At 37.4% G+C, this 13,257-nt stretch carries 11 protein-coding genes and 1 riboswitch; of the genes, 5 read left to right on the top strand and 6 right to left on the bottom strand.

Annotated elements, in window-relative coordinates:
• Positions 1 to 53: 53 nt before the first annotated feature.
• The 3 genes from idi to PZ892_RS11900 form a co-directional block, all read right to left on the bottom strand.
• The gene (gene idi / locus PZ892_RS11910; RefSeq protein WP_094280056.1) at positions 54 to 575 is read right to left on the bottom strand and encodes an isopentenyl-diphosphate Delta-isomerase; all 522 of its coding nucleotides are present in this window, start codon (positions 573 to 575) and stop codon (positions 54 to 56) included.
• 50 nt (positions 576 to 625) lie between these two features.
• Complete coding sequence (locus PZ892_RS11905; protein WP_277711348.1) at positions 626 to 1,660, bottom strand: low specificity L-threonine aldolase; 1,035 nt, start codon at positions 1,658 to 1,660, stop codon at positions 626 to 628.
• A 159-nt stretch (positions 1,661 to 1,819) separates the two neighbouring features.
• Positions 1,820 to 2,494: a DUF937 domain-containing protein gene (locus tag PZ892_RS11900; RefSeq protein ID WP_277711347.1), complete on the bottom strand. Its 675-nt coding sequence runs from the start codon at positions 2,492 to 2,494 to the stop codon at positions 1,820 to 1,822.
• Positions 2,495 to 2,560: 66 nt separating this feature from the next.
• Between PZ892_RS11900 and PZ892_RS11895 the strand changes: the two genes are divergently transcribed.
• The gene (locus tag PZ892_RS11895; protein ID WP_277711346.1) at positions 2,561 to 3,673 is read left to right on the top strand and encodes a DUF2891 domain-containing protein; all 1,113 of its coding nucleotides are present in this window, start codon (positions 2,561 to 2,563) and stop codon (positions 3,671 to 3,673) included.
• Positions 3,674 to 3,734: 61 nt separating this feature from the next.
• Here PZ892_RS11895 and PZ892_RS11890 read toward each other — a convergent pair whose 3' ends face one another.
• On the bottom strand, positions 3,735 to 3,998 hold the full coding sequence (locus PZ892_RS11890; RefSeq protein ID WP_094280060.1) for a hypothetical protein: 264 nt from the start codon (positions 3,996 to 3,998) through the stop codon (positions 3,735 to 3,737).
• A gap of 60 nt (positions 3,999 to 4,058) precedes the next feature.
• Positions 4,059 to 4,153, bottom strand: a riboswitch (SAM-I-IV-variant riboswitch).
• A gap of 47 nt (positions 4,154 to 4,200) precedes the next feature.
• Positions 4,201 to 5,664: an RNA polymerase factor sigma-54 gene (rpoN, locus tag PZ892_RS11885; RefSeq protein WP_094280061.1), complete on the bottom strand. Its 1,464-nt coding sequence runs from the start codon at positions 5,662 to 5,664 to the stop codon at positions 4,201 to 4,203.
• A gap of 227 nt (positions 5,665 to 5,891) precedes the next feature.
• Here rpoN and PZ892_RS11880 point away from each other — a divergent pair, with 227 nt between their 5' ends.
• Together PZ892_RS11880 and PZ892_RS11875 are read left to right on the top strand one after the other, a co-directional pair.
• Positions 5,892 to 8,225, top strand: coding sequence for a transglycosylase domain-containing protein (locus PZ892_RS11880; protein ID WP_277711345.1), 2,334 nt, complete (start codon positions 5,892 to 5,894; stop codon positions 8,223 to 8,225).
• Positions 8,226 to 8,389: 164 nt separating this feature from the next.
• The gene (locus PZ892_RS11875; RefSeq protein ID WP_277711344.1) at positions 8,390 to 11,398 is read left to right on the top strand and encodes a DPP IV N-terminal domain-containing protein; all 3,009 of its coding nucleotides are present in this window, start codon (positions 8,390 to 8,392) and stop codon (positions 11,396 to 11,398) included.
• Between the two features lie 74 nt (positions 11,399 to 11,472).
• On the opposite strand, the gene PZ892_RS11870 is transcribed toward PZ892_RS11875, so the two are convergent.
• Positions 11,473 to 11,796 carry a hypothetical protein gene (locus tag PZ892_RS11870; protein WP_094255892.1) on the bottom strand — a complete coding sequence of 108 codons (324 nt, stop codon included), beginning with the start codon at positions 11,794 to 11,796 and terminating at the stop codon, positions 11,473 to 11,475.
• A gap of 112 nt (positions 11,797 to 11,908) precedes the next feature.
• On the opposite strand from PZ892_RS11870, the gene PZ892_RS11865 reads away from it, so the two are divergent.
• Together PZ892_RS11865 and rimP are read left to right on the top strand one after the other, a co-directional pair.
• Positions 11,909 to 12,682 carry a LexA family transcriptional regulator gene (locus tag PZ892_RS11865; protein WP_094255891.1) on the top strand — a complete coding sequence of 258 codons (774 nt, stop codon included), beginning with the start codon at positions 11,909 to 11,911 and terminating at the stop codon, positions 12,680 to 12,682.
• 108 nt (positions 12,683 to 12,790) lie between these two features.
• A complete protein-coding gene (gene rimP, locus PZ892_RS11860; RefSeq protein WP_094255890.1) occupies positions 12,791 to 13,255 on the top strand; it encodes a ribosome assembly cofactor RimP in 465 nt (154 codons plus the stop codon).
• The last annotated feature ends 2 nt before the right edge of the window (positions 13,256 to 13,257 follow it).

Below are 13,257 nucleotides of genomic sequence, written 5' to 3'. Positions count from 1 at the left end.
AATATTAAAGATATAGCAGGCATAAGAGGTTTTTATACTTCTTATGCCTTTTTTTATGCTAAATATTGTTTGATTTTAGGAAAGATTAATTTAAACCAAAAGGTATAATTTTCCGGATTTTCTGCAAGGTCTCGCTCCAATTCCTCTTTAGGGATATACTTTAAATTCTTAACTTCCTCAGGATTTGGATTTGATATTTCCTGATTATATCTACCTACAAAAATATGGTCATATTCATTCTCCCATAGACCATTATCTAACTCTTCCTCATAACTCAACTGCAGGATTTCCTCAATGTCAATATGAATGGCCAACTCCTCAAAAGTTCTCCTTTTTGCAGCATCTATGGTAGACTCTTTAGGTCTTGGATGCCCACAACAGGCATTTGTCCATAGACCCGGACTATGGTATTTTGAGTCGGCTCTTTGTTGCAAAATAATGTTTCCAGACGCATCCAAAAGAAAAACCGAAAATGCTCGGTGTTTCTTATTTTGAAGATGAGCCTCTTGTTTTTCCATTTCACCAATTTCACGATCATCCTGATCAACAAGGATCACATATTCTTCGACTATCATTGCTTAGATTTAGGGTATTCTCCTAAAATAAGGAATTCATCTAACTTAACCTAAATTTCTACTTGAAGATCGGAGATGAAACTATCAACCCAAGATTCCTCTGTTGCCCAAGAGGTAACAATCCTAACTACGGCTTGGGAGTCGTCAAGCTTTTGCCAAACATAAAACTCATATTTTTCCATTAGTCTTTTAATAACTGTTAAGGGTAGGATTGGAAAAAGCTGATTGCTGACTGGTCGACTCGCAAATGAATAGCCTTGTTGTTTTAATGCTTCTGCAAGTTTGCTTGCCATAGCATTGGCATGCTTGCCAAGATCAAAGAAAAGATCATTCTCAAATAAAGCATAGAATTGAGCTCCTAAAATCCTGCCTTTCGCCATTAAAGCTCCTTTTTGCTTAATGTAATAATCAAAGCCCTCTGCTAAAACAGAATTCTTAAATACTATAGCCTCACCTAAAAGCGCTCCATTTTTTGTTCCTCCAATGTAAAACACATCCGCTAATCTGGCGATCACCTCAATACTTACATCACTGGAAGGGGAGGTGAGAGCAGTGGCCAACCTTGCTCCATCGATAAAGAATTTTAACTGATTTTCCTTACAGAAGAAAGCAATCTCCTCAATTTCTCGCTTACTATAAATACTACCAATCTCGGTACTTTGCGAAATATAAACCATTGCTGGTTTTACCATATGATTGTCCGTATGGACATCTAAAACGGATTGTATACCTGCTACTGTTATTTTCCCTTCCTTATTCGGGATACAATTGATTTTATGTCCCGTATTTTCTATGGCACCTGTTTCATGAACCTCAATATGTCCCGAGTCTACTGCTATTACAGATTCATAGGGTTTTAACAAATGGCTAATTACCAATAAATTTGCTTGGGTACCTCCAGAAACAAAAAATACCTCCGCATCATCGTTGGAAATACGTTTTTTAATAAAACGCTTCGCAGCCTTACTTAATTTATCATCGCCATAACCTGCCTCTTGGTCTAGATTGGTTTTTAAAAGTAGATTTAGAATATTGGGATGTGCTCCTTCTGAATAATCATTCTTGAAGCTAATTTTTAATTCCATAGGGTAAATATAATCGTTTTTGGAATTCGAAAATTGAAATCTTTAAGGATTGAGAGTTTAAAAGGCGGAAATTTTACGCTTTAAAGGAATGGAATATCCCTAAAAATAAAAAAGGATTGTTCGTGATGATCAATCCTTTAAGAGATATGTTTTCTGTGCTTATTTTCCAAACATGCCTGCCAGGCTATCTAAAATACTTCCTTTGGCATTATTGTCATTTTTCTGATCAAAGAATTGCCCAACTAAATCCCCTAATCCGCCTCCAATATTTGGTTGTGCATTACCGGTTGAATTTGAAGATCCAGCACCCAATACACTTCCAATCAAATCGCCGATACCACCACCGGAAGCACCTGCGTTTGAAGATCCTCCACCTAAAATACTTCCCAATAAATCGCCAATGCCGCCAGAGGAACCGCCGTCAGATTGTTTTTTCTTGCCCAAATAACCCATTACTAATGGCGCTAAAAGGGCCAATATACCACCAATTTTTCCAATGCTAATTCCCGATTTCTCAGAAAGGGATTGCTTAACCGTTTCGGTGTTCTTTCCGAAAATATGGTTCACAATTTTATCTTCGTCTTCAGTAGGTCCTTGATTGAATAATCCTGCTAGATTATCAAAAATCCCTCCTGAATGTGAGTCTAATGCGTTTTGAATGCCTTGAGCTTGTTCAGGACTTTTCTGTGCATTGTAATTTAATGCCGACATCATTAACGGAATTGCAGCCGAAACTACCCATTGCGTTTGATTCTTGTCTAGTCCTAATTTTTCAGATATCCCTTCAGTAGCTTGGGAACCAATACTTCCTGAAATTAAATCACTAATGTTCATACTGTAGATTGTTATAGTTTATAAATGTTATTTTTATAACTCAAATATATTGCCAATTTTACTAGTATGAAAAAAATATGTCTAAACATCCTTGTGGGTGTAGCCTTACTTCTAATAAGCTGTTCTAATGAGTCTAAAACCAGGGAAAACCCTGAAGGAAAGAAATATGAAAATGTAACATTATCTCCTGATCTCGCGAAGATTATATATGATATGCCAACGCATTGTATCCCAGTTGAATATCCAAATAAATTAGGCCAAGTTCTAGGTTCGGATTCTGACCTGAAATCCCCTAAAAAACTTAGACCGGTGTTCTATGGTTGTTTTGATTGGCACTCCTCCGTACATGGATACTGGTCGGTAATTAAACTTTTAAAGCAATTCCCTGAATTGGATAAGGAAGGGACTATGCGAAAGGTCTTGAATGATCATATCACAGCCGAAAATGTAGCCACTGAAATAGCTTTTTTCAATGATAAGAATAATTTAAGCTTTGAAAGAACTTATGGATGGGCTTGGTTATTTAAACTTCAGGAAGAATTGTACAACTGGGAAGATCAGGATGCTAAAAGGTGGAAAACTAACCTACAACCTTTGGTCGATTTATTGGTTTCAAAATATATTGAGTACCTACCTAAACTTGTTTACCCAATCCGAGCTGGTCAACATGATAATTCTGCCTTTAGCTTATCCTTATCCTTGGATTATGCCAATACCGTCGGGAACGAGGAATTCATAAAAGCCATCAAAGAAAATTCTACCCGTCTATTCCAAGCTGATAGAAATTGTGATTTAGCTTATGAGCCAAGTGGTTATGATTTCCTATCTCCATGTTTGGAGGAAGCATTCCTAATGAGTAAAATAATGGATAAAACTACTTATATGAACTGGTTGAAAGAGTTTATGCCCGATTTATTCAGCCAAAAGTTTGAATTGAATCCAGCAATTGTAAAAGATAGAACAGATGGAAAATTGGTTCATTTGGATGGATTGAACTATAGTCGCGCTGCATGTTTATCTGGAATCTCCAAAATGGATCCAAGCTTGGAACATCTTCAAGCAAATGCGGTAGAACATTTTAATTTTTCTATTAAAAACCTAAGCAAGGAAGATGATTATATGGGAAGTCATTGGTTGGGAACATTTGCTTTGTACGCAATTAACGTATTGAATAAATAGCTTATGAAATAGAACATTGAGATGAGAATTTTATTTTCTCATCTCAATGTTTACTATTGCTTTAACAAATAGGAATTAGTTTATTCTCAGATAATTTTACAGGAACTCTTTGAATTTGGGTAAATCCATCTTCAGTACTGATGATTGCTGAAAGGTCTATTCCGCGATTGGACAAGGTGCTCAATAGGGCAGTCCTAAAGGCAGTTTTGTTGGTTCCCCAATTGGAATTCACCAAGTCATTGTTCAAAATGACCAATTCATTGTTGGAATAATGGTGGAATTTCTCCACTAAATGTTGATGTAAGGGTTTTGTTGTGTTGGACATACAATTAATGTTTAAAGTGTTTAACCATAATTGCATTCAGAGACGTCTATTGGACCTTGCAAGATTCGTTTATTTTGGCTGCTCGCCCGTATCGATTTACCACCGCGGTGACTCCCACTCGGTTGGTATTGCTTACGCAATTCTGAATACTCTACAAACTTAGTAGATTATATTTTATTATGCAAGAAAATTTTTGAAAATTCTATAATTCTTTTCTTAGACGTGCCACAGGGATGTTCATCGCTTCCCTATATTTCGCAACCGTACGACGTGCAATCGAATAACCCTTTTCTTTCAGAATTTCAGTCAGCTTTTCGTCTGCCAAAGGCTTTCTCTTATCTTCGTTTGCAATACATTCCTCCAAAATCTTCTTGACTTCCTTGTTGGAAACCTCTTCACCTGATTCTGTTTGAATAGCTTCGGAGAAGAATGATTTTAATAAGAATGTGCCAAATTCCGTTTGCACATATTTAGAGTTTGCAACCCGCGAAACAGTTGAAATATCCATTTCGATTTTGTCGGCTATGTCCTTTAAAATCATTGGCTTCAGCATTCTGTCATCTCCGGTTAGGAAATAATCATATTGATATTCCATGATTGCGTTCATGGTTTTCAATAGGGTTTGTTGTCTTTGTTTGATAGCATCGATAAACCATTTTGCTGAATCCAGTTTTTGTTTTACAAATTGAACTGCTTCACGCATTTTTTTGTCGTTTTTCTCCGCTTTTTCATAATGCTCAAACATCTCCTGGTAGGAGCGGGATACCCTTAATTCTGGGGCGTTACGTCCATTAAGAGTGAGGTGCAGGACACCATCATTATTTGAAATATGGAAATCCGGAATAATCTGTAATTGCTTTCCAGCAACAGCACCTGAGTCTCCCGGTTTTGGGTTAAGCTTTAATATTTCATTTACGATCTCTTTTAACTCCTCGGAATTTACCCCAAGTTGCTTTTCGATTTTATCGTAATGTTTTTTGGTGAATTCATCCAGATAATTCTCAACAACTTGCATCGCCTGTTGAATGATCGGATTAGTCTGGTCTTTCTTACGTAATTGGATAGCTAAGCATTCCTGAAGGTTTCTTGCGCCAATTCCTGGAGGATCAAAGGATTGTACAATCTTCAGCATCTCCTCAACTTCATCTTCTTCGACAATGACGTTCTGTGAAAATGCAAGGTCATCGATTAAGGATAGAATAGGTCTTCTTAAGTAGCCATCATCATCTAATGAGCCAATGATTTGTTGACCAAGAACATAATCCTTGTCCGATAGCGCCAAGAGGTCTAGCTGATTCTGTAGGTTCTCAAAGAATGAATCCTGAACGGCAATAGGAATCTCCTTTTTCCCTTCGTCATCATCATGGTCATAGCCACCGCCATAGTCCTTATAATCATCTTCTTGTATGTATTCATCCACGCTAAACTCATCGTCATAGCTGTTGTCTTCCATATTGAAGTCATCATCAGGATCCTTGTCAGGATACTCCTCAACCGGTTCATTCATGTTAGTCAAACTTCCATCTTCCAAAGCAGGGTTCTCTTCAAGTTCCTCCTTGATCCGTGCATCTAATGAAACAGTAGGTACCTGAAGCAATTTGATAAATTGAATTTGTTGCGGTGAAAGTTTCTGTAATAATTTTTGTTGTAATGTTTGTTTTAACATGTCCCCGATTAATAAGTCAGGTAAAAATAGGGAATAATATTCAATTTGATAAGAATGTAAGCAACAAAAGAATTTTTAGGTACAGTTTTTGCTAATATAAATGCCGGAAAAACAGCCTACTTAAAAACCAAAAAATACATTTGTTAAATTTCGTTAATTTTCGTTCTAAGCTTCATTTTTGAGCGAATTGCTATGATTTTTTCCAAAGTTTTGTTCATATTTACCGTATGTTTAAACGTGTCCGGAACAAATTTTTGCGTATCGCACTGATTGTTATTTACTTTATTATCTTATTCACTTGTGCGGTTCAAATAAACTTCTTAGGATTGTTCGGATCATCACCTACGAAGAAGGAAATATTGTTGCCCGAATTAAACGTCTCTTCTGAATTATTTACCGCCGATTCCGTATTACTTGGTCGTTACTACAAGCAGGACCGCGACCCTGTACCTTACGATAGTATTTCCCCTAATATTGTTAATGCCCTGATTGCTACTGAGGATGTTCGTTTTAGAAAACATCATGGGGTAGATTTTATTGGTTTATTTGGTGGGGTGTTCTCCACTTTGAGTGGAAGCGACCGCGGTGCCAGTACAATTACTCAACAACTTGCCAAAAACCTGTACAAAACACGATATAAAGACGCTCAAGGTCTCCTAGGTAAAATCCCCGGGGTCGGACTACTTGTGACCAAATATAAAGAATGGATGACTGCCTTTAAGCTGGAAAGTAAATACAGTAAGGAAGAAATCCTAACCATGTACTTGAATACTGTTTCTTTTAGCAATAACGCCTACGGAATTAAATCTGCTTCTGTTCGCTATTTTGATAAATTACCAAGTGAAATCTCTGTCAATGAAGCTGCCGTATTGGTTGGTATGCTCAAAGGTACAACCCTCTATAACCCAATCCGGAATCCTAAAAATGCCCTTCAACGTAGAAATGTCGTTCTAAACCAGATGAGTAAGGAGGGTTATTTAAAGAAAGAAGAAGTAGATAAATTGAGTAAAGACTCCTTGGGTTTGAACTTGAATAATCAGGAAATCCGAAACTCCAATGATTCGTATTTGAGAACTGCAGTCGAGAAATGGTTAGAGAAGTGGGCGGAAGATAATGAAATCGATATCTATACTAGTGGCTTGAAAATCTATACCACCATCGACTCTAGAATGCAAAAGATTGCAGAAACCGTGGTTTCAGCCAAGATGAAGGAACTTCAACAACGTTTGGATAATGTTTGGGGGAATGATCTGCCTTGGCGCGATAAAGAAGGAAATGTAATTCCTAACTTCCTGGAAGATCATGCGAAAAAACTTCCTATTTATGCTTCATTGATGAAAAAATTCAATGATGAAGCTAAGGTTTTTGAAGAACTGAATAAGAAAAAAAGCATGGAAGTCTTTACCTGGGATGGAATGGAAAAAGTTGATTATTCCACCATGGACTCCTTGAAGCATTATTTAACGATGCTAAATACCGGAATGATGGTAATGGATCCATATAATGGGGATATTAAAGTATGGATTGGTGGTATTAACCATGACTACTATAAATTTGACCATGTTAACCAAGCTAAAAGACAAGCTGGATCTACGTTTAAACCATTTGCTTATGCTGCGGCATTAGAATCTGGGATGGCTCCATGTGATAAATACACTGATAAACCTGTGAAAATTGAGTTTATCAATAATAAGGGTGAACATGAAATTTGGGAACCTAAAAATGCGGACTGGTCATTTTCTCATAGTGAAATGTCGCTAAGACATGCAATGGCTCGTTCTTTAAATACGGTTACTGCTCAAATCACCGAAACGGTGGGCTGGGACAAGGTAGTTGAGATGGCTCATAAATGTGGTATTGATAGTAAGCTAGAGTCTGTTCCATCGGTAGGATTGGGGTCTAATGATGTTTCGGTATTTGAAATGGTGCGAGGCTACAGTACCTTTATGAATGAAGGGAAGAGAACTGAACCGGTTTTGGTGTCAAGGATCGAAGATAAGGATGGGAAAGTGTTGGCGGAATTTAAAACCTCCACCAAACAAGCTATCACCGAAGAAAATGCTTGGTTGATGGGTTACATGTTAAGAGGAACAATTGAAGAATCTGGCGGTACCTCACAAGCATTATGGGAGTGGGACTTATTTCAGGATAATAATCAAATTGGGGGGAAGACCGGTACATCTTCAGATTATGTCGATGGATGGTACATGGGGGTAACCAAGGATTTAGTTGCTGGAGTATGGGTAGGATGTGACGAGCAAAGTATCCATTTTAAAAGCTCGGCAACTGGGGAAGGTTCTAAAACAGCTTTACCAATTTATGCGTTATTTATGGAGGAGATGTACAAGCATCCTGAACTTGGCGTAACGTTCGGTAAGTTTCCGGATCCTAAGGTTGAAATCGAGAAAAAATATAATTGTCCAGGACCTCGAATTCGTGTTCGTCAAGATACAAGCAGCACTGAAGGATTAAATCTGGATGCTGAATTACCAAATATTGTTTTACCCGATGTATTGAATCAAAACAATACAAACGAAGAACAGAATGAGGAAACAAATTAATCAGTTTTAATTGATTTGATTTTATTATTTTTATTGACTAATAATAACTTATGAAATTTAATCACATACTTTTTGCGAAAATTTTAAGTATAAACCTACTTCTAGCGATTGTATGCTCCTTAATACCTTCTAATGCGAATGCCCAATATTTTGGACAGAACAAAATGAGGTATAAGAAGCTTGATTTTAAGGTTTATGATACACCGCATTTTAATATCTATTATTATCTGCAGAATGATTCCATGATGAATTGGTTAGCCAAGGAGTCTGAGGTCTGGTATGAATTGCATCAACAAGTATTTCAAGATACTTTTTCGAGAAAAAATCCTATTATTTTATATAATAATCACCCTGAATTCCAGCAAACTACGGCTATTCAAGGGGAGATTAGTGTAGGAACTGGTGGTGTAACCGAGGCCTTTAAACAAAGGGTTGTCATGCCAATTATGCAAATTAATCAGCAAACCCGACATGTTCTTGGCCACGAATTGGTCCATGCTTTCCAATATCGCGTTCTAATTGAAGGTGGGGATTCAACAAGGTTGGAGAATATCGCGAATCTTCCCCTGTGGATGGTGGAAGGGATGGCAGAATATTTCTCCATCGGGAAAAAAGACGCCTTTACCTCTATGTGGATGCGGGATTCATATGCTAGAAATGATTTGCCAAGTTTAAGGCAAATGACGGAGCAATCCAGTAAATACTTCCCTTATCGTTATGGACAGGCATTTTGGTCATACCTGGGATCTACCTACGGGGATACTGTGATTATGCCTCTATTTATTGAAACTGCCAAATACGGTTATGAATTTGCAATAAAAAGAGTCTTTGGATATGATGCTCAAACCATGTCTACCCTTTGGAAAAATAGTATGGAGAACTCCTACAAGAACATAGGAAAGGACACAACTTCTAATCCAATTGGTAAACTTTTACTATCAACGAAGAATGCTGGTCGAATGAATGTGTCGCCGGCAATATCTCCGGATGGTAAATATGTCGTTTTCTTGTCTGAGATGGATCTCTTCAGTATTGATCTCTTCCTCGCTGATGCAGAAACCGGAACGGTCATTCGAAAGTTGGGAAGTCGACTCACCAATAAGGATATTGATGAATTCAGTTTTATAGAATCTGCAGGTACCTTCTCACCGGATAGTAAGAAATTCGCGTTCTCCGTTTTCAGTGAAGGGAAAAATAAGCTCATGATCGTGGATATCAATAATGGTAGGACACTTTCGGTGCAAGCCATGGGGGATATCACTGAATTTACCAATATTACTTGGGCACCAAATGGAAGCCTGGTGGCTTTCTCAGGTCTGAAAAATGGACGAAGCGATATTTATACCTATGATCTAGAATCTAAGCAACTAAGCCAACTGACCGACGATAAATACTCAGATTTCCAACCTAGTTTCTCCAGAGATGGAAAATATATCGTTTTCAGTACAGATAGAATGTCCTTGGAGTCAGCTAGTAGGACTGTTGATATTCCAATGGGATTGGCTTATGTCGATGTAAATACAAAAGAAGTTAAGAATATACCTGTTTTCCCAGGTGCAAATAATTTAAATCCTCATTTCTCTTCATCCGGAAAAGAAATTTATTTCTTATCCAATAGCGATGGGTTCAGGAATATGTACCGAATCGTTATCGATGGGGGACATGTTGAAAGAATGACGGATTTCTTTACTGGTATTAGTGGTATTACTGAATATTCGCCAGCAATGAGTGTTTCAGCAAATGACGATATCATCTATTCTTATTTTAAGAATAACTCATTCTCCATATATAAAGCGAAAAGTGGCGAGTTTGATTCCGTGTCTGTAGATCCGGCATCAATCAATCTTGAGGCAGCGATGTTGCCTCCGGTTCAAAGCCGTGGCGTGGATGTGGTCAATACCAACCTATATAATTTCAATGCTTATGGCAGGATTTCGGATTCGCAAATTAAGAATATAGCCTATAAACCGAAATTCAAATTAGATTACCTTGCCAATTCTGGCGTTGGGATGTCTGTGGGGTCAAGGTATGGTGCAGGTATTAACTCTGGGGTGCAAGGAATGTTTTCTGATATCTTGGGGTATAACCAAATATTCGCAGCCTTGAATATCAATGGTGAGATTTACGATTTTGGTGGACAAGTGGCCTATATAAATCAAAGAAGTCGTTGGAACTGGGGTGGTTCATTATCCCATATTCCGTACCGATTCGGATTTTATAATTTCGATTCCAGAGATTTAGGAAATGGTGTGGAACCAGTGATTGATCAGTATTTGGTTCGTTCTTTCCAAAGTCAAGCAGATGCCTTTGTTGCCTATCCTTTCAATAGACATCACCGTTTTGAAACAGGTGGTGCAATATCTTATAACTCCTATCGTGTTGACCGCTTTACGCAAAGTTATTACAACTACTATGGTAATCGCGAGCGAGTACCAAATGATGAAGCTGCTAAAGCATTAGGAGTGTCTAATTTGGATCCATTTAATTTGATGCAAGTCAATGCTGGATTGGTTGGAGATAATGCTGTATTTGGAATCGCTGCACCATTGCAAGGTTTTAGATATAGATTAGGTGCCGAACAGTATTTTGGGACCTATAGCTTTACAGCTTTGAATATAGACTTAAGGAAGTATCAAAGAATTAAACCAGTAACTATTGCTGCTAGGGTCTATTCCTATATGCGGATGGGCGAAGATGCCGATCGTCTTTATAATATTTATATTGGTTACCCATATATGGTACGTGGGTTTGAATCTAATTCCTTTGGACCAAATAGTATGATTGGATTCAATGATCTTTCAGGGTCGAAAATGGTAGTTGGAAACTTTGAAGTTCGTTTGCCATTTACTGGTCCTGAGAAACTCGCTGTTATTCCTTCAGGGTTATTATTCTCAGATTTAAACTTCTTTATTGATGGAGGTTTAGCATGGAGTAATAATAGTATTATTAAATGGAAAAAAACCGATGCTGATAAAGTTCAGGAGAATTTTGGAAATGGTTCGGTTACTACTTATGACTCGAGAGTTACCATGCCGGTATTTAGTGCAGGGGTATCGCTTCGAGTGAACTTATTCGGTGCCATGATATTGGAACCTTACTATGCTATTCAGTTGAATAATCCGACCCGAGAAAAATTTGGAACCTTCGGATTAAACTTTGCTCCAGGTTGGTAGTCTAAGAATGACAAGAGAGCGAAAAAATTAGAGATTAGTGTAGGGAAAAGGTTGTTAAGGCCGTTGTTTATTGCTTATGCATAAACAACGGCTTTTTTTCTGATTCCAATTTTTGGAGTATGCGGGCACAGACTTAACCAATTTGGGTTGCTCTTGCGAATCAATCTTTCTTTGACCATTCTGCTCATCCCTGATAATTCCTGTAATCTCTTTTCTGCCTCCAACTCCGTATTGAACGATTCAATAAATACAATTCTATTTAATACCGCAAATGAAAATAGGGTAGGCTCAGCTTGTTCCTGTAATTCATGGTATACGGATCCCAAATTTTGATTTAACCCAACTTGTAAGAACCTACGGTTTGAATCTGTCGCGATGTAAATATGGTATTTGTTCATTTTATTCTTGTTTTAGCTAAATTATTTGGTAATTTGCAGTCGATTTGCTAATTTTATTGGTACAATTATACTAATAAATTTAGTATTTCAAAAAAAAATAATAAAAAAATCTATGGCAAATATTTCATCAAATCTTAAATATCTTCGCAAGAAAAAAGGGTTGACTCAGCAGCAATTTGCTGATTTAATGGAAATCAAGCGTGCTTCGGTGGGGGCTTATGAAGAGGATAGGGCCGAGCCTAAGTATGAATTACTAAAAAAGATAGCAGAGTTCTATGATTTAAGTATGGATGAGTTGGCAAATGATGTAATAGATGATAAATGGAAACCAACTCCGAAGAGCAATGCCTCCAACCTAAGGGTATTAAGTGTAACTGTGGATTCGAATGATCGGGAGAATATTGAATTTGTTCCTGTGAAGGCTAGTGCTGGGTACATGAACGGATATGGGGACCCTGAATATGTCAGCGAACTGCCGAAATTTTCCCTGCCTCTGTTTAACCAAGGTACTTATAGAGCATTCGAAATTAAAGGTGACTCAATGTTACCATTGGCATCGGGTTCATTAATCATTGCTGAATACGTAGAAAACTGGCATGATATAAAACCTGGACAAACCTATGTTGTGGTTTCCTCTGATGATGGTATTGTTTATAAACGGATCGGACAAAAATTCAAAGAAGATAAAGGATTGAAGTTGGTTTCTGATAACAAGACTTATGAACCATATTGGGTTTCCGCAAATGAAATTCTGGAAGTATGGAAAGCAAAGGCTTTTGTAAGTACCGAATTGCCGGAGCCAAATCCAGAACCTACCTTGGAAGCTTTGTCTACCATGATGGCTCAAATGCAGAAAACTATTAACTCCGTAGTCGATAAAAATTAACATCGTATTTGATATATGTTGTAAATAATAAAATGTTTTCGTACCTTTGTACTATCTGAAAGGAAGGGGGCATCGTATGCCCCCTTTTTTTAATTCATTAATTAAAATATGCAGATCGAGAATCGAGTAATAGAGTTAGTTGAGGAGAAAATTGCCGACAGACCAGACTTATTTATTGTTAGTGTACGGTTTTTAAAGAATGGTGTTTTAGAGATTCTTCTAGATGGTGATAATGGCATTGCCATTGAAGATTGTGTTCAAGTTAGTCGTCATGTTGGATTCCACTTGGAAGAGGAGAATGTGATAGATAAGGCTTACCGTTTGGAAGTATCATCACCAGGTATTGATTCTCCATTATTGTTGAAAAGACAATTCGAGAAGAATATCGGGAGAAGTATCCAAATGAAGATGTTGGATGGAACTAAAAAAGAAGGCGAATTATTGTCGATTACCGATGATTCAATCAGCATTGAAGAAAAAGTAAAGGAAAAAGGGAAGAAAGCTGTGCTTGTACAAGCTGATATTCCATTAGATCAAATAAAGGAAACAAAGGTGTTAATTTCATTTAAATAAGA

The sequence above is a fragment of the Sphingobacterium sp. WM genome (assembly GCF_029542465.1).
Classification (GTDB): Bacteria; Bacteroidota; Bacteroidia; order Sphingobacteriales; family Sphingobacteriaceae; genus Sphingobacterium; species Sphingobacterium cellulitidis.
The sequence above is the reverse complement of the archived record's forward strand: the minus strand, read 5'-3'. Positions and strand labels throughout refer to the sequence as shown.